This is a genomic window from Flavobacterium sp. SM15, from assembly GCF_022012335.1.
Taxonomy (GTDB): Bacteria; Bacteroidota; Bacteroidia; order Flavobacteriales; family Flavobacteriaceae; genus Flavobacterium.
This window is the reverse complement of record NZ_JAKLTO010000003.1, coordinates 433558-449581: the sequence shown is the minus strand read 5'-3', so window position 1 is coordinate 449581 and position 16024 is coordinate 433558. Positions and strand designations below refer to the sequence as shown.

Here is a 16024-nt window from a genome sequence, read left to right as displayed (position 1 = left end):
TAGTTTTATGAAAAACATTATCATCACTGGGACTTCACGAGGAATTGGCTATGAATTGGCATTGCAGTTTGCTCAGGCCGGACATCAGGTTTTGGCTGTTTCCCGCAAGATTCCGCAAGGGTTGTTGGGGAATTCAAACATTACCTGTCTTTCTGTAGATTTGTCTTTGGAAAAAGATTTGGGCAAAGTTGATCATTTTATTGAATCAAGTTGGAAGAACGTAGATGTAATCATTCACAATGCAGGTTCTCTTTTGAATAAGCCTTTTGGTGAAATTTCTTCCGAAGAATTTGAAAATGTATATAAGGTGAATGTTTTTGGTGTGGCAAATCTAACTAGAATCTGTTTGCCTTACCTTAAAAAAGGCAGTCATGTAGTTACAATAAGTTCTATGGGCGGTATTCAGGGAAGTATGAAATTTGCAGGGCTTTCGGCCTATAGTTCAAGTAAAGGCGCTGTGATAACCTTGTCGGAACTGCTTGCCGAAGAGTACAAAGAAAGAGGGATTTCATTCAATGTTTTGGCTTTAGGGGCAGTTCAAACTGAAATGCTGCAAGAGGCTTTTCCGGGTTATGAAGCTCCAATTAAAGCGAAAGAAATGGCGGATTATATTTTTAATTTTGCTTTGACCGGAAATCAATATTTTAACGGTAAAGTGCTTCAGGTTTCGTCAACTACTCCTTAATGTATGAGTGATGTGCTTCTGAAATATCTGCCCGAACACGCGGTACCAGCTTGTTTTGAACTAATCAAGACCTATAATGTGCACTTGAAAATTGTCAATGAGCGCGTAACCCGTCATGGTGATTATCGAAGGCATCCGGATGGATTTCATCAGATTACAGTAAATGCAAGTTTAAACAAATACCGTTTTTTGATTACCCTGATTCATGAAATTGCTCATTTGGTCGCTTTTGAGAAATACGGAAGGATGATCAAGCCGCATGGAGATGAATGGAAACTTACGTTTCAAAAACTGATGGTGCCTTTCATCCGCCCTGAGATTTTTCCAAATCAGTTACTTCCTCTTTTAGCAAGACATTTCAGGAACCCAAAGGCGAGTAGTGATACCGATGCAACTTTATCGCTGGCCTTAAAGCAATTTGATCCGGTAAATGATAAAAATTATATCTTTGAGATTCCTTATGGAAGTACGTTTAGAATCCATAACGGGAAAATATTTAAAAAAGTAGCACTCAGAACTAAGCGTTATGAATGTATTGAGGTGAGTTCGGGAAGAATTTACCTGTTCAATCCAAATGCTGAAGTTGAATTGCTGACGAACTAAAACTTAAATTTGAGCTTAGGTTATCCTATAACTTAGCAACTCTGAAAAAATGAATAAAAATTATTATGCAATAATTATGGCCGGTGGAATTGGATCGCGTTTTTGGCCGGTAAGTACCACTGAATTTCCTAAACAATTCCACGATATGTTGGGAACAGGCGAAACGCTTATTCAAAAAACTTTCAGCCGTTTGTCGCAACTTATTCCGAAGGAGAATATTTTAATTCTAACCAATGAGGCGTACAATTCTATTGTATTGGAACAATTGCCAATGGTCAAACAAGACCAGATTGTTTTAGAGCCTGCGATGCGTAATACGGCTCCTTGTATTTTGTATGCTTCCTTAAAAATTAAAAAGGAAAATCCAGATGCGGTTATGGTGGTAGCACCAAGTGATCACTGGATTGAAGATGAAATGCAGTTTTGTGCAAACTTACAACGTGCATTTGATTTTTGTGAGCGCGATGAAAATTTAATGACTTTAGGGATTTTGCCTACTTTTCCCAATACGGGTTATGGGTACATTGAATACGATAAGCTGGATTCAAGACCTATTAAAAAGGTAAAGCAGTTTCGTGAAAAACCGGATTATGTTACGGCGCGAAAGTTTATTCAGAGTCGCAACTTTTTGTGGAATGCCGGAATATTTGTTTGGAGCGCTAAGACGGTCTTGAAAGCTTTTGAAGAATTTCAGCCGAGTATGTACGCGCATTTTATGAATGGATTTGAGGCTTACAACACCGATAAAGAAAATGCTTTTATTCAGGATAATTATCCTATGGCGCAAAACATTTCGGTAGATTATGCTATTTTGGAAAAAGCGCAGAATGTTTTTGTTTTGCCGGCTACATTCGATTGGAATGATTTGGGCACTTGGGGTTCGTTATACGACAAATTGCCAAAAGATGAACAGGATAACGCTGTGGTTAATGCAACGGTTATTCTCGAGAATGCTTCAAATAACATTATCCGTACTGAAGGTAAGAAATTAGTGGTGGTTGATGGATTGAAAGATTTTATTATTGTGGATAAAGAAGACGTTTTGCTTATTTATCCTAAAGATAAAGAGCAGGAAATTAAGCGAATTACAGCAATGGCCAATGAAGTCAATAAATAAAAAAGGAGCAGTAAATGCTCCTTTTTTTATAATTTGTCTGCTCTGTTTTGTGCTTTTCGAACTTTTTTGAATAACTCTGAAGAATACACGAAATCAACAATGGCTTCGTTGTCGGTTTTAAAAATCTCTTTTTTAGTCCCTTCCCAGGCCAAAATACCTTCTTTTAAAAAGATGATTTTTTCGCCAATTTCCATTACCGAGTTCATATCGTGGGTATTGATTACCGTTGTGATGTTATATTCTTCGGTAATTTCCTGAATCAGGTTGTCGATAACAACAGATGTTTTCGGATCAAGCCCTGAATTGGGCTCGTCACAAAATAAGTATTTCGGATTGTTAACTATCGCTCTTGCAATGGCTACCCTTTTTTGCATTCCTCCGGAAATTTCAGAAGGTTTCTTTTTATGGGCATTGATCAGTTTTACGCGGTCGATAACAAAATCTACGCGTTCCTGAATTTCCCTTGGGTTTTTGTTGCTGAACATTTTTAAAGGGAACCCGATGTTCTCTTCTACGGTCATGGAATCAAATAGGGCGCTTCCTTGAAATACCATCCCTATTTCTGTACGTAAATCACGTTTTGCATCGGCACTCATCTCAGAATAAATCCTGCCGTCAAAAGAAATGATTCCTTTGTCTACGGTGTGAATTCCAAGTAAACTTTTAAGTAAAACGGTTTTGCCCGAACCCGATTGACCAATGATTAAGTTGGTTTTTCCGGTTTCGAAAGTGGTGGTGATTCCTTTTAAAACTTTTTGTTCGCCAAAGGATTTCTCTACATTTTTTACCTCTATCATCTTATTTGCTTAAAAGTAACTGGGTTAAAATATAATTCGTCAAAATAATAGCCACAGAAGTCCAAACGAACGATGTTGTACTGGCTTTACCTACTTCAAGCGCTCCTCCTTTCATGTAATATCCGTGAAAAGAAGGGATTGTTGCTAGTAAAAAGGCGAAAACAACGGTTTTAATAAACGCATAAGTAACATGGAACGGAATAAACTCTACCTGAAGTCCGGTTTGAAACTCTGTGCTGGTGGCAAAACCACCGTAAACACCGGCCATCCATCCGCCTAAAATTCCTAAGAACATACTTAATCCGATTACAAACGGATACAACATCATGGCTACGATTTTAGGGAAAACCAGGTAGTTTAAAGAATTTACTCCCATTACTTCCAACGCATCAATTTGCTCTGTTACCCGCATTGTACCAATGCTTGAAGTGATGAAAGAGCCCACTTTTCCGGCCATAATAATGGAAATGAAAGTTGGAGCAAACTCTAAAATCACCGACTGACGCGTTGCAAATCCAATGAGGTATTTTGGAATTAAAGGGTTGGTTAAATTCAATGCTGTTTGAATGGCTACAACTCCGCCTACAAAGAAGGAGATGAAGGCTACAATTCCCAAAGAACCGATTACCAGATCATCAATTTCTTTCATGATGAGCTGTTTCATCATAGTCCATTTAGTGGGTTTGTTCAAAACCTCTTTGAGCATTAAAAAATATTTTCCTATTTGGGATAGATATCGAATCATGCGTGTAAAAATATCCGCTAAAATAGTAAGAAGTTACGAGTTATGAGTTATGTGAAGTGAGTTTTTGTTCCCCTGAGCTTGTTGGAGGGTGGGCGTGCCCTTTCAGGTCGGGCTGTCCGCTATATCTTTTACTGCGCGAGGTTCCATAAAAGGATGCCGCTGCCATCCCTCACGCAGTGGCAACAAGTTGTGTACTTTGAGAAAATAGTTTTTTAAATAGTAAACGGATTACAAAAAAAGTTATATTTACGCAAAATTATTTCAATGAGAAATCTATACTTTTTTCTGTTTTTTTTACTTTTTTCTTTTGGTCATGCGCAAAATCCAGCGGATGTTGATCCGTCATTTAATTTCGCGGCAATTCCGTCAAATAACTACTATCTTGATGGAAGTGGAATAGGTAAAATTCAGATTAATTCTTCCGGAAGAATGATCATGCTGCATTCAGACGATCATTATTTTAACACTTCAAACATCAGAATAAAAAAACTGGTGGTTTTGAATAATAATTTTTTAGAGTCTGAATTGTCCAGTAGGATGAATGGGGAGGTGCTGGATTTTGTTTTGCAACCGGATAATAAGGTTGTTGTTGTTGGAAAATTTACGTCCTATGATGGTATTTCTAAAAATAGAATTGTAAGATTAAATTCAGATTATACTATTGATGAATCCTTTGTCATAGGAGCAGGCTTTAATTCGGGTTACGTTTCAAAAGCTGATTTGCTTTCAAATGGGAATATTGTTTTGCAAGGATCGGGAATTTCTAATTATAATGGTACACCTGTTTCTAGGTTTATAACGTTAAACAGTACGGGAGGACTGGTGAATACTTTCAATGTTCCTTCAAATTTCAATGTCAGAGCTGTACAAAATGACGGTAAAGTGGTGGGTGTTGATTATTATGCTGGTTTGATCCGTATCAATACTGATGGTACTCAGGATTTAACATTTACTGCAGGGACGACAGAAAGCAATAACACTATTGAAAATGCTTTTATTCAACCTGATGGGAGTATAATTGTAACAGGAGATTTTACAACCTTCAATTCAATTTCGAAAAGAAGTATGGTTAGAGTTCTTTCAAATGGCCAGCTTGACACTTCTTTTGTAGGACATACCGGTACAAACGATTTAAATATCATTGATGTGAAATTTCAACCCGATAACAAGATACTAGTTTATGGCGGTTTTAATCAATACAGTGGTGTGAATTGTAAGCGGATTATACGGCTGAACCCAGATGGAAGTAGGGATACCAGTTTTACGCTCCAAAACGATTTTAATGATGTTTATTTTAATGGAACTGACAGAAAATTACTGATTCAGAATGATGGAAAAGTTTTGCTATATAATAATTCTTCGATTGGTTTAGCATACAACAATTCTTATTATAATGGGCTGATAAGATTTAACAGTGACGGCACAAGAGACAACAGCTTAAATTTTGTTACTAAAGGGGCAGATAGAAAAATAAAGGCAGCCTATCAGCAACCTGATGGAAAAATAATTGTTTCAGGTGCTTTAGCAACGTATAATGGAATTGAAAAAAAAGGAGTGGCAAGGCTAAATAGCGACGGATCTTTAGATGCTTCATTTAGTGTAACACAAAATCAATGGTTTTATGACGATGAGTATGTTGTCAAAGGGCTGAGTGATGGTAAGTTCTTGTGTTATGTTGATGGCGGTCTCCAGAATCGTATTAGTGTTATGAATGCTAATGGAACACAATTCAGCTCTACTGTTCCCGGTTATGCAGGTTCTTTTAATAATTCAATTTCAACGGTAGAAGTAAATGGGAATGATCTTTATTTTGCTGGGGATTTCACTACTTTTAACAATATCTCTTGTGGGAAAATTGCTAAAGTGAATTCGGGGCTTAATTCATTGAATTCGTCGTTTAATTGTCCTCAGAATATTGGAATTTCTAATATCACACAAATGCAGATTGACGCTACCGGAAGGGTTTATGCAATGGGTTATAGTACTGGTCCTGAAAGAATTGTTAGATTAAATACCAACGGTAGTTTTGATAGAATAATTTATAATATGTCTGGTTTGGCGCGTATTAAGAATTTTTTGGTGCAACCAGATGGGAAAATTTTAATTTATTTCTTGGATGCTATCAATAATGGTAATACTATTGTTTATAAGGTAATACGTGTTGATGAAACCGGAGTTTTAGATAATAGTTTTAATGCATATACTCTTTCAGAGAATGGTCTGCGAAACGGTGATGATATTGCAACATTGAAATTATTACCAGATGGGAAAATTTTATTTTCGGCAGATTACGTGTTGTCCGATAAAAACTATTCAAAATTATTTAGGTTAAATGCCAACGGGGTGCCTGACAGTACATTTGATAACAGTAAAGTATATAACGATAGAATAAAGTGTATTGCATTAATGAATAGTGGGGGAATTTTGGTTGGAGGATACTTTAGGACTGTCGATAATTATCAGTCAGGAGGTATCGTTAAATTAAAAGGTGAAAATTACTATTTTGCTCAAGGAGAAAATAAGTTGGATTATAACATAAACGGCTGTGATTCTTCAGATTTCAGTTTCTCGAATCTGAAATTTAATATTGCATCCGGCTCTGGAAATAACGCGGTAATTTCTAATATTACAGGTAATTACTTAATTGGGGTAACAAGTGGAAATTATACGATTACCCCGGTTCTGGAAAATCCAAACTATTTTACTGCTAGCCCATCCAGCATCACTGTTGATTTTCCAACACAGGCAAGTCCGTTAGCTCAAAATTTCTGTATTACACCAAACGGTATTCATTCGGATTTGGAAGTTAGTATGATACCTATAGCTCCTGCAAGACCAGGTTTCGATGTGAAATACAAGCTAGTTTATAAAAACAAAGGCAATCAGGTGCAGTCCGGAAGTGTTGTTTTAACTTTTAACGATGCGGTTTTAGATGTGGTGTCTTCAGTTCCTGCAGCTTCCAATCAGTCAGTTAATACAAGATCATGGGATTTTACAAATTTGAACCCTTATGAAACCAGAGAGATTGTTGTAACGTTCAATCTGAATACCCCAACAGAAACGCCATCGTTAAATGGAGGGGATGTGTTAAATTACTCCGCTACAATTTCATCTGCTCAAACTGATGAAACACCAAACGACAACACGTTTGCATTAAACCAAACGGTTGTAAACTCCTATGATCCTAATGATAAAACCTGTTTACAGGGAACTACTGTGGGAACAAATAAAGTAGGTGATTATGTGCACTATGTAATCCGTTTTGAAAACACCGGAACGTATAACGCGCAAAACATAACGGTTACGGATTTTATCGACACCAGTAAATTTGATGTTTCCACATTGATTCCGGTTAGTGGAAGCCATTTGTTTACTACCAAGATTTCCCAAGGCAATAAAGTGGAATTCGTGTTTGATAACATCAACCTTCCTTTTGCCGATGCTACCAACGACGGTTATGTAGCCTTCAAAATCAAAACAAAACCAACGCTGGTTTCCGGTGATACCTTCACAAACGGAGCAAGTATTTATTTTGATTACAATTATCCAATTGTAACCAATACTTATTCAACGACCATTCAGGCGTTAAATGTTCAGGATTTCAGCTTTGGAACTTACTTTAGCCTGTATCCGAATCCGGTTGCAGAGGTGTTGAATGTTTCTAAAAAATCAGATATTGAGCTTCAGTCTTTGGAAATTTATAACAGTTTAGGGCAAATCGTTCTGGCGGTTCCAAATGCTAAAGAAGTGTCAACAATTGATGTTTCTAACTTAACTTCGGGAACGTATTTCGTAAAAATAAACTCCGATAAAGGAAGTGCCATTACCAAATTTATTAAGAAATAAGAAGTAAAAAAGCCTCATGATAAATGAGGCTTTTTTATTTTATAAATTTTTGAAAACTGTCACCGCGACTGTCGGCTAAAACAATTTTTCCTTCATCTTCTTCCAACGGTAGCTACGAACAAACTTGGCTTGTTCTGGCGTGACCAACATGGTTTTCTTTTCGGATTTTGCTTTCCAGAAGCCATTAAGGTAATCCAAAAACAATAATGGTTTTCCTTTTCGCATTGCCAGTTTTACCGAAGCGATTGCCGTGATGAAAAATCCGTAACCCAAGGTGTAAAACGCTTCACCTTGTTTGTAACGGGAAGCCTGGTTGTAATTCGCACCGGTGGGTTTTAGGTGTTTTACTTTTAAGGATTCGTCTGTTACTACTTTCCAATTGTAGAAGTTACACAATAATTCGTCTACGGTGTCCCAGCCCATAGCGGGTTTAAGTCCGCCAATTTGTTCGAAACAGACTTTTCGGTAGGCTTTGAACGCGCCGCGAATGTGGTCTTTATCGGTTAGATTCTCTAAAATCCAATCGTTATTCTTTTCGATATACGCGAATCCGCCCGCCATTCCGATTGTTTCATCACTTTTAAAATGACGGATAATCGTTTCGAAATAATTATCAGGGAAAATTAAATCCGCATCGGCTTTTACTATGAAATCGTAATCATGATCCAATGTTTCCAAGCCTTTCTGAAATGCCTGAATCACTTTGCTTCCCGGTAAATGAATCGCGTCCGAGGTTTTGTTGACTAATGTAATCCAAGAATGTTTTTGCGCAAATTCCTGAACAATTTCAGCCGTTCTGTCGGTAGAGTTGTCGTTTACCACTACTACTTTAGCGGGTAAAACGGTTTGTTGTACCAACGATTCGAGAGTTAGGGCAATGAATTTTTCTTCGTTATGTGACGGGATTACGATGTAATATTTCATAATTGTACAAAAGTAGTGTGTAAATATCTTTATTTTTGTGGGATTAGAAAAAATTACCGGCTTGGAAAAGAAAAAAATCGCTTTTATTGAACTCGAAACGCATTCCGCGTTGTTGGAGCAGTGGTACCTGCTCTTGAAGGAAATGCCGTCAATCGAGTTTTATTTCTTTGTCAGCCAAAAAGTGAAAAGCAAAATCACTGCGATTCCGGCCGATTTCATGATGCTCGTGCACAATACCAAGGCAATTGAAAAAGAACTCACTGGTTTTGACGCGGTGGTAGTGAATACTTTTCATCGTAATTTTGAGCACTACCAAAAGATTTTCGAGAAGAAGAAAAGCTTAGTGGTGTTGCATAATCTCAATTTCAGCCTGTTCTTTCAACCGGTAAACTGGAAGAATATCTGGTCGGAAAAAGCACGACTTACCTATTTCCTGAAACTTTATTTTGCCGAAAAGATAAATTCCCGCAGAAAGGTCGTTTTAAAAACGAAGCATTTCGGCGTTTTGTCGCAAAGCCTTTTGGATGAGGTAAATCACAGAAGCCCGTTGGGAGCAAAAACCAAACTGATTCAGATGAATTACGGTCAGTCTTCGTCCTTAATAGCATCTGAAACACTTCAGATCGTGATGCCCGGGAACGTTTCCAACAAACGAAAAGATGTGAAGACCTTGTTTGAAATCCTTCCCAAGTTACAACCGCAATCCAAACTGCATTTCACGTTTTTAGGAAAACCGGAATCGGATGAGGTATTGCAGCAGCTTGAGAATCTAAAGCAAAAATGTTCCGATAAAATTGAAATCACACACTACCATCGTTTTATTCCTTGGGAAGAATACAGCCGTGTGATTGCAAAAGCGCATTTGTTGTTGTGTCCGATTAAAAACAAAACCTCTTTTTATTTAGTGGATGAGGTGTACGGCAAAACCAAAGTAAGCGGGAGCGAGGCGGACTGTATTCATAACGGCAAAATCGGTTTATTCCCAACATCCTATCCGAAAATGAACTGGCACAATCTGTATTACCAAAACGCTTCGGACTTGGAATCGATTTTGAACAATCTGACATTTGAACAACTTTCTGCCGAATACGAAAAATTACAACCGTATTTAAGCCAATATACTTTTGAAAGCGTAAAAACTAATCTCGAAAACCAATTATTGCAATTGGCAAATTCATAAAGCTATGCTGAAATTTTTAATTAAAATGGCCTATCAATTTTGGCCTTCGTTATATAAAAAACGTTATTATAAAACGCTCGATTCTCTTGCAACGGGCAATTATAAATGCGAACCGGAATTACTGTACATCCAGCAGGTTCTGAAATCGGATTCGGTGTTTATCGACATCGGCACCAACAAAGGAATCTATTTGTATCAGGCCGAAAAAGTAATCAAATCAGGAAAAGTGATTGGTTTCGAGCCTAACAAAAGTTTAGTGAATTACATCAAGCCTTTGTTTTCCAAAGCGGAAATTTATCCGTTGGCAGCCTCCTCACATTCCGGAACAGCTGTCTTGAACATCCCTAAGAAAGCAAACGGCTTGCAAGACACACGCGCTTCATTGGAAACTATGGGTGAAGACGTAGAGAAAGTCGAAATTCAAATGGTGGCGCTGGATGAATTCGTAAAAGAAAAACAGCTTTCCAAAATCGATGTAATAAAAATCGATGTGGAAGGGCATGAATTCGACACCATAAAGGGCTGCGCGGAAATTTTAAAAACGATTAAACCGATTTTCATCATCGAGATCGAATTGCGCCACGCACACTACCCAATTAAAAATATTTTTGATTTTATCGTTGACTTTGGATATGAGGTGTTTTACTTCGATCGAAAAACCCTGAAAACCGTTCCGTTTGATTTTAACCAAATGGCGGAGTTTCAAAAAGATGAGTATTTGAACGATTTTAATCTATATATCAATAATTTCATTTTTATTCCGAATTAAGTTATGAATTATGAGTTATAAGTTATGAGTGGAAGTATAGTCAAAAATAAAAGTTATCAGTTGGCAATAAACGGAGTTAAGTTTTGTCAGTTATTGCAGCAGGATAAAAAAGAGTTTATTTTGAGTAAACAACTTTTACGTTCCATAACATCGATAGGAGCCAATGTAAGGGAAGCAGTTAACGCACAGTCAAAACCGGATTTTATTCATAAATTGTCAATTTCACAAAAAGAATGTGACGAAAGTCTTTATTGGTTAGAATTGTTAAGAGATACACAAATCGTTTCAGAAGAAGAGTTCTTGCCTATTCATAATCAGGCAATTGAAGTACGGAAAATTATAAGAAGTATAATCATCACTTCAAAGAAAAACCTACCTCATAACTCATAATTCATAACTTATAACTAAAAGAAAAATGAGCGTAGTCGTACGTCAAAGTTTAAAATACAGCATCGTAGGCTATTTCAGTACGTTGATAGGGATTTTGTCAACGGTATTCCTGTATCCGCACGATTTGATTTTTGCCGGTAAGATTCAGTATATCCTGCCAACCGCTTTGCTTGCTTTGCCACTAGTGACCTTTGGTATCATGCACGCTAACGTTCGTTTTTACCCAAAAATGGAGCAGTCGCAAAACCAGCACAATCTTTTGAAGTATTCCATTTGGTTTATTTTCAGAAACTTTGTGATCGTTACTGCTTTGTTTTGTGGATTGTCTTTTTTTAGTGAACAAATCAGAACAACCCAGTTTTATGTTTTTGCGGAATACATTTTTCCGGTCATGTTGTGTTTGGCGCTGATTCAGTTGTTTTCAAGGTTTATTTCTATTAAAAAACGAATTGTTGTTCCCAATATTTTCGAAAACGTTTTTCCGAAATTAGGACTCATTTTTGCGTTCGGCGCTTATTTCTTTTTGAATGTGGAAGCCACTGCAGCGATTTGGATCGTAGTGTTGTTCTTCGTTTTGGCGCTAATTGGGATGTTCTTCTATATACAACGCCTAGACCGATTTACAGGTAAAACCTCTTTCGCCTTCCTAAAAGAAGATAATTTCCAGAAAGAACTGATGCAATACTCGTTCTACACTTTTTTTGGAAGTTTGGGTTCCATCGTAGCCCTTAATATTGATGCTTTCATGATTGGTGAATTCATCGACGATTTCTCTCAATTGGCCATTTACAATACCTCTGCGAATTTAGTACGTATGATTACCGTTCCGGCTCTGGGTGTTTACACGATTTCCGCACCAATCATTGCTAAATACATTGAAGAAAATAATATGGGTGATTTGAAAACCCTACACCACAAAACTTCCTTGTATTTATTCACTATGGGAGCAGTTTTATTTGGTTTGGTTGCTTCCGGTATAGAGGATCTATTTTTCCTAATGAAAAATGGCAGCGAATTAGCCAAAGGTTTGCCGGTAGTGTACATTTTAGGTTTTGCACTTTTATTCGATTTAGCTACGGGATTCAACGGTTACATCATTACCAATTCGAAATACTACAAATTCAATAATACCACTACTATTGCATTAGCATTATTAACCATTATGAATAATCTGATCTTTTTGTTGGTGTTCAAAATGGGGATTGTTGGGGTTGCGATTGCCACTTCCATTTCGTTAACTGTTTATAACCTAATCAAAATTGTGTTTAATTACCGTAAGTTTGGCGTGCATCCGTTTAGTTATAAGTATCTTTATGTTTTGGGACTTTTGGTTGTAGTGTTGGTTGTTGGGTACTTTCTGCCCGATTTTGAGAATAAGTTTGTGACGCTTTGTTATAAACCTGCGGTTGCTTTTGTGATTTTTGCTCTTGGGAATTGGGTTTTTAAAATTATTCCGGTGAAAGAGGTAATGCCGAAGTCGTTGTTTAAGTAATTCTTTTTTTGTCTTTTATTGATGTGCCTTCGAGGGCATCAGGCACCGTATGACGTTTTTAATACCGTTCGTTTTAGGGATCGGTGGCTGAGGCTCTCGAAGCCACGTGTTTTAGGTCGTAATGCTCCGTTGGCGTTTTTCTTTTAAATACAGCAATAGGGTTGAGGTCGCCTTAGTTTGCGATTTTAATGGTAATCAATTTTTGGATGTCTGCCACAAGCGATGTGTCTTTAATTTCAATTCGGATACCCCGTCCTTCGGCATAGGGTTTGGCAAGCATTAGCTCTTTTTTGATGGTTTCCGATATGTCGCTTTCCATAATCCGGGCGGTTGCTTTCTCGCCAAATACAAAAGCGGTTTTAAAGAAACGATCCCGAGGAAGTAAATACAGCAACACTCTTTTTTTGTCTTTTATCCGATAACTCCAGCCAAATTTGTCTCCGGAATAATGCCATTCGACGGTTGCGGCTGGGTATTGTTCTTTTGCAAAGGTTTCAAAGGTTTGCCAAAGCGGGAAAGTGTTTGCTAAGGCTTGTTCTAAGGCTGTTGGGGTTGGGGTAGTGGTTTTGTTTGTGAAGATGCTTTTCATGGTTTTTCTTTGTGGGCACGAGCAAGATGCTCGCGCTAGCGGGGGAACTCTTTTTTCTTTAAAAAATCAAAAAATTTCATTAATTATGTTTTTAACGTTTAGTTTTTTTAGCATTAGTTACAACTCGTATATATGCTATCACTCTTGCTTTAGTATCAAAAAATTGAAAATATATTATCAGCGCTAAGATAGCATTTGTAATAAAAAACTTCAAAATGTAATTAAAGTTTATCAGCAACTTTGTTGATACTTCCATTGCAATCAATCCTCAGTACATTTTCCAAACCTACCGATAATAAGCCACCTGCACAATCACCAAATTCAGTGATTTTTCAAAAAAAATAAACGAAAGGAAAAAGTGGCTTCGGGAGCCTCAGCCACCGCGCGTAACAGCCAAACGACCAACAATAACAAAACCCTAATCAAAGCACCCCTGACCTTAGAACGCGGAGCCGTTAAGAAAAATAAAGTCAACTCCGTTAAGAATTATTTTCTGTTTGAGCGAAGCGAGTTAAAATAATTTAGGAGTTGTCTTTGTTTTTTAGGTGCAGCGTTCCAGTCTTGACCTTTTGTTTCTTTTAACTCATTAGAGAATATTTTATTTTGGTATTCGTTGAATCAGAGATTTGTGTCAAGACAAAAGAAAAGCAATTAATACAGAATTAGCTATACCGCAGGTTTACGTCAAAACAAAGTACAAAACAACATAAGATTGCTTCGTCGTCCCTCCTCGCAATAACAAACCGTGTTAAACCATCATTTTTAAAAACTTTAACACAAAAATCGTGTTAAAGTCGAAACATTTTAATGTTTAACACAATTTTTGTGTTAAGTTTGAAAAACAACCAACACTAACACAAATGAAAAACACGACTCCCTTAAAAAACCTCTTAGGCTTAACGCAGGAAGAAATGGCACTGCTGCTGGGCATTCACGCCAGCCAGTGGTCGATGTTTAAGTCGGGGAAGCGTTCGCTGCCTGTTGAGGCATTGGTATTCTTTGCTGCTTTAATGAAGGGCGTACAGCACAAAAAAGAACGATCCAAAGAAGCGCAGCAGCTTATCAAAGCAGAGCAGGAGCAGGCCAAAGAAAAAAGGCATCTCGAATATTTAAGAGTACAGGTGAAATTGGGTCAGGTCGAAAAGGAACTTGAATTGTTGGAAATCCGGCGTGCCGAAAGTTTTGCAGCCCTGGAAACGATGTGCTTTTTAGAAGGGCAGCAGGAGGGTAAGGCAGACAAATATTTTATACAGAGTATCCGAAGCAGGGCTTTAGCTACCTTAAAAAAACAGAGCCTGTACAAACTCGAAGAACTGCAACTGCAAAAGGAAAACCTCGAAATGTTAAAATTGAAAATCGAAAATAAAATGACTGAGGGAGAAAAATAATTGAGAATCAACAACATAAATTAAATCATTGAAAGGTTTGTTTTTCCTACAAAATGTTAAATTTTCTCACAGTATTATTTGTGGGAATTTTTTGGCATCACATTTGAAAATGACTTGGTATTATAAACCTTTAAAAATTTAAATTATGTATTCATTGAACAGAATTACCACAGTAACCGATTGCGACGTATTATTGGCATGGGCTAACAAAGAGAAAACCGGTTTAACCCGTAAAAAGATGAATGAGGAGTACGCGGTGGCGACCTATGGGACCACTTCGGTAGAGATTGATGCCATCTTACAGGGTGTGCTGATTGAAATTGCCGCAAACGATCAGGTACTTGCTGTTGTATCGGAAGGTACCACAAGGGAGGAAGCCATCAAAAAGAAAAAACGCTTGGAATACAGGCAATTTGTTTTAGAAACCCGCAGGGAAAATTATGGTTCTGTTGCCTTGCTGGAAAAGGAATTGGAACTGGAGCGCATCAGCAAAGAACTTATCGAAGTAGACACCTTCATCACGAGCCTAACCGCACATAGGGGAACATTACAGTAACAAAAAAGGGCAGCTCCATTGAGTTGCCCTTTTTTAGTCTTATTATTTAAAATCTTCCTGAGAAATCCCTTTATTATAATACAATTCAAGAACTGTTGCAGTTTGATTATTACCTTCCGCTAAAAATGTCATTGTACTGTAATAGGTTAGATTTCCGTATTTTTTATAGCCGCCGAAAAGGACAGAACTGAACGAACCTGTCTCTGCATTGGCAACGGTTTCCTCTTTTATTTGCAGGCCTGTCTCATTCGAGTAATATAAATATTTTACTTCTCCGTTCGCTAAAGTTGTCTTGATTTTTTGGCAAACTAAACCGTTTGCTTTTTCTTCACCGATGTATTCAAGCGTGTACAACGTTTTATCTAAATAGTCGAATTCATTAAAAATATTTTTCTTGTATTTTTTATTTTTGAATTCATCCTGGTTCGCTAACTTTCTTTCTCCCGCTGCTAATTCATACCCTGTCGTACCGTCAAACCAGGATTTATAAACGGTTCTTCCCTGAAAAACAATGTCAAAACTTCCTTTGTTGGGTAGCATCTCTTTGGTTATCCAATTCACCTCATGACCTTCCATGGTTGTTTTTGAATCTGTATATAAGGTAGTGATGCTTTTTAAGAAATCTTTACCGCCCATTGCCTTAATTGCTTTTTCAACTATTTCAACTGCTTTATTTTCATTAGACATCTGAGCGAACGAGCTTGTAGGTAGTATCAAGGCAACGATAAACAAGGAGATAAATAATGTATTTTTCATGAGTTTTCGGTAGATTTTATAATTCAAAATTTTTATTTGCCGCAAACGTACCGATAATTAGTCACTTGCACAATCACTAAATTCAGTGATATTGAGATTACTTCGTCTGTTCGCTTTCCACTGTGCTCACAATGACTGTGTATGCAAAATGCAGGAAAAGAAAAACCCCATACAAAAAGTACAGGGT

15 protein-coding genes are annotated in these 16024 nt (G+C 37.3%); 10 read left to right on the top strand and 5 right to left on the bottom strand.

Annotated features, from left to right (window positions below):
- Window positions 1-7 precede the first annotated feature (7 nt).
- The 3 genes from LZZ90_RS07715 to LZZ90_RS07705 are packed head-to-tail and all read left to right on the top strand — an operon-like array spanning window position 8 to window position 2405.
- Window positions 8-685: an SDR family oxidoreductase gene (locus LZZ90_RS07715; protein WP_237790103.1), complete on the top strand. Its 678-nt coding sequence runs from the start codon at window positions 8-10 to the stop codon at window positions 683-685.
- A 3-nt stretch (window positions 686-688) separates the two neighbouring features.
- On the top strand, window positions 689-1288 hold the full coding sequence (locus tag LZZ90_RS07710) for a SprT-like domain-containing protein (protein ID WP_237790102.1): 600 nt from the start codon (window positions 689-691) through the stop codon (window positions 1286-1288).
- Window positions 1289-1337: 49 nt separating this feature from the next.
- Window positions 1338-2405, top strand: a complete 1068-nt coding sequence (locus tag LZZ90_RS07705) for a mannose-1-phosphate guanylyltransferase (RefSeq protein WP_237790101.1) — start codon at window positions 1338-1340, stop codon at window positions 2403-2405.
- A gap of 26 nt (window positions 2406-2431) precedes the next feature.
- Here the strand turns inward: LZZ90_RS07705 and LZZ90_RS07700 are convergent, their stop codons facing one another.
- Together LZZ90_RS07700 and LZZ90_RS07695 are read right to left on the bottom strand one after the other, a co-directional pair.
- Complete coding sequence (locus tag LZZ90_RS07700; protein ID WP_237790100.1) at window positions 2432-3202, bottom strand: ABC transporter ATP-binding protein; 771 nt, start codon at window positions 3200-3202, stop codon at window positions 2432-2434.
- Window position 3203: 1 nt separating this feature from the next.
- Window positions 3204-3947 (bottom strand): ABC transporter permease, encoded by a 744-nt coding sequence (locus tag LZZ90_RS07695; RefSeq protein WP_237790099.1) that lies wholly within the window; start codon window positions 3945-3947, stop codon window positions 3204-3206.
- 264 nt (window positions 3948-4211) lie between these two features.
- Here LZZ90_RS07695 and LZZ90_RS07690 point away from each other — a divergent pair, with 264 nt between their 5' ends.
- On the top strand, window positions 4212-7793 hold the full coding sequence (locus LZZ90_RS07690; RefSeq protein ID WP_237790098.1) for a T9SS type A sorting domain-containing protein: 3582 nt from the start codon (window positions 4212-4214) through the stop codon (window positions 7791-7793).
- Window positions 7794-7868: 75 nt separating this feature from the next.
- Here LZZ90_RS07690 and LZZ90_RS07685 read toward each other — a convergent pair whose 3' ends face one another.
- A complete protein-coding gene (locus LZZ90_RS07685; RefSeq protein WP_237790097.1) occupies window positions 7869-8717 on the bottom strand; it encodes a glycosyltransferase family 2 protein in 849 nt (282 codons plus the stop codon).
- A 37-nt stretch (window positions 8718-8754) separates the two neighbouring features.
- On the opposite strand from LZZ90_RS07685, the gene LZZ90_RS07680 reads away from it, so the two are divergent.
- The 4 genes from LZZ90_RS07680 to LZZ90_RS07665 are packed head-to-tail and all read left to right on the top strand — an operon-like array spanning window position 8755 to window position 12548.
- Complete coding sequence (locus LZZ90_RS07680) at window positions 8755-9897, top strand: hypothetical protein (protein ID WP_237790096.1); 1143 nt, start codon at window positions 8755-8757, stop codon at window positions 9895-9897.
- A gap of 4 nt (window positions 9898-9901) precedes the next feature.
- Window positions 9902-10666 (top strand): FkbM family methyltransferase, encoded by a 765-nt coding sequence (locus LZZ90_RS07675; RefSeq protein WP_237790095.1) that lies wholly within the window; start codon window positions 9902-9904, stop codon window positions 10664-10666.
- A 24-nt stretch (window positions 10667-10690) separates the two neighbouring features.
- Entirely contained in the window at window positions 10691-11056 is a 366-nt protein-coding gene (locus LZZ90_RS07670) for a four helix bundle protein (protein WP_237790094.1), read from the top strand.
- 25 nt (window positions 11057-11081) lie between these two features.
- On the top strand, window positions 11082-12548 hold the full coding sequence (locus LZZ90_RS07665; protein WP_237790093.1) for a lipopolysaccharide biosynthesis protein: 1467 nt from the start codon (window positions 11082-11084) through the stop codon (window positions 12546-12548).
- A 172-nt stretch (window positions 12549-12720) separates the two neighbouring features.
- On the opposite strand, the gene LZZ90_RS07660 is transcribed toward LZZ90_RS07665, so the two are convergent.
- Entirely contained in the window at window positions 12721-13137 is a 417-nt protein-coding gene (locus tag LZZ90_RS07660) for a DUF3788 domain-containing protein (RefSeq protein ID WP_237790092.1), read from the bottom strand.
- An 860-nt stretch (window positions 13138-13997) separates the two neighbouring features.
- Here LZZ90_RS07660 and LZZ90_RS07655 point away from each other — a divergent pair.
- Both LZZ90_RS07655 and LZZ90_RS07650 read left to right on the top strand, forming a co-directional pair.
- Window positions 13998-14525, top strand: coding sequence for a helix-turn-helix transcriptional regulator (locus LZZ90_RS07655; protein ID WP_237790091.1), 528 nt, complete (start codon window positions 13998-14000; stop codon window positions 14523-14525).
- A gap of 145 nt (window positions 14526-14670) precedes the next feature.
- Entirely contained in the window at window positions 14671-15081 is a 411-nt protein-coding gene (locus LZZ90_RS07650; protein WP_237790090.1) for a hypothetical protein, read from the top strand.
- A gap of 42 nt (window positions 15082-15123) precedes the next feature.
- Here LZZ90_RS07650 and LZZ90_RS07645 read toward each other — a convergent pair whose 3' ends face one another.
- The gene (locus LZZ90_RS07645; protein WP_237790089.1) at window positions 15124-15837 is read right to left on the bottom strand and encodes a hypothetical protein; all 714 of its coding nucleotides are present in this window, start codon (window positions 15835-15837) and stop codon (window positions 15124-15126) included.
- Window positions 15838-16024 lie beyond the last annotated feature (187 nt).

What these genes read in the sequence shown, in the direction of transcription:
- LZZ90_RS07715 (WP_237790103.1), top strand. Translation starts at nt 8, where the DNA reads ATGAAAAACATTATCATCACTGGGACTTCACGAGGAATTGGCTATGAA.
- LZZ90_RS07710 (WP_237790102.1), top strand. Translation starts at nt 689, where the DNA reads ATGAGTGATGTGCTTCTGAAATATCTGCCCGAACACGCGGTACCAGCT.
- LZZ90_RS07705 (WP_237790101.1), top strand. Translation starts at nt 1,338, where the DNA reads ATGAATAAAAATTATTATGCAATAATTATGGCCGGTGGAATTGGATCG.
- LZZ90_RS07700 (WP_237790100.1), bottom strand. Translation starts at nt 3,202, where the DNA reads ATGATAGAGGTAAAAAATGTAGAGAAATCCTTTGGCGAACAAAAAGTT.
- LZZ90_RS07695 (WP_237790099.1), bottom strand. Translation starts at nt 3,947, where the DNA reads ATGATTCGATATCTATCCCAAATAGGAAAATATTTTTTAATGCTCAAA.
- LZZ90_RS07690 (WP_237790098.1), top strand. Translation starts at nt 4,212, where the DNA reads ATGAGAAATCTATACTTTTTTCTGTTTTTTTTACTTTTTTCTTTTGGT.
- LZZ90_RS07685 (WP_237790097.1), bottom strand. Translation starts at nt 8,717, where the DNA reads ATGAAATATTACATCGTAATCCCGTCACATAACGAAGAAAAATTCATT.
- LZZ90_RS07675 (WP_237790095.1), top strand. Translation starts at nt 9,902, where the DNA reads ATGCTGAAATTTTTAATTAAAATGGCCTATCAATTTTGGCCTTCGTTA.
- LZZ90_RS07670 (WP_237790094.1), top strand. Translation starts at nt 10,691, where the DNA reads ATGAGTGGAAGTATAGTCAAAAATAAAAGTTATCAGTTGGCAATAAAC.
- LZZ90_RS07665 (WP_237790093.1), top strand. Translation starts at nt 11,082, where the DNA reads ATGAGCGTAGTCGTACGTCAAAGTTTAAAATACAGCATCGTAGGCTAT.
- LZZ90_RS07660 (WP_237790092.1), bottom strand. Translation starts at nt 13,137, where the DNA reads ATGAAAAGCATCTTCACAAACAAAACCACTACCCCAACCCCAACAGCC.
- LZZ90_RS07655 (WP_237790091.1), top strand. Translation starts at nt 13,998, where the DNA reads ATGAAAAACACGACTCCCTTAAAAAACCTCTTAGGCTTAACGCAGGAA.
- LZZ90_RS07650 (WP_237790090.1), top strand. Translation starts at nt 14,671, where the DNA reads ATGTATTCATTGAACAGAATTACCACAGTAACCGATTGCGACGTATTA.
- LZZ90_RS07645 (WP_237790089.1), bottom strand. Translation starts at nt 15,837, where the DNA reads ATGAAAAATACATTATTTATCTCCTTGTTTATCGTTGCCTTGATACTA.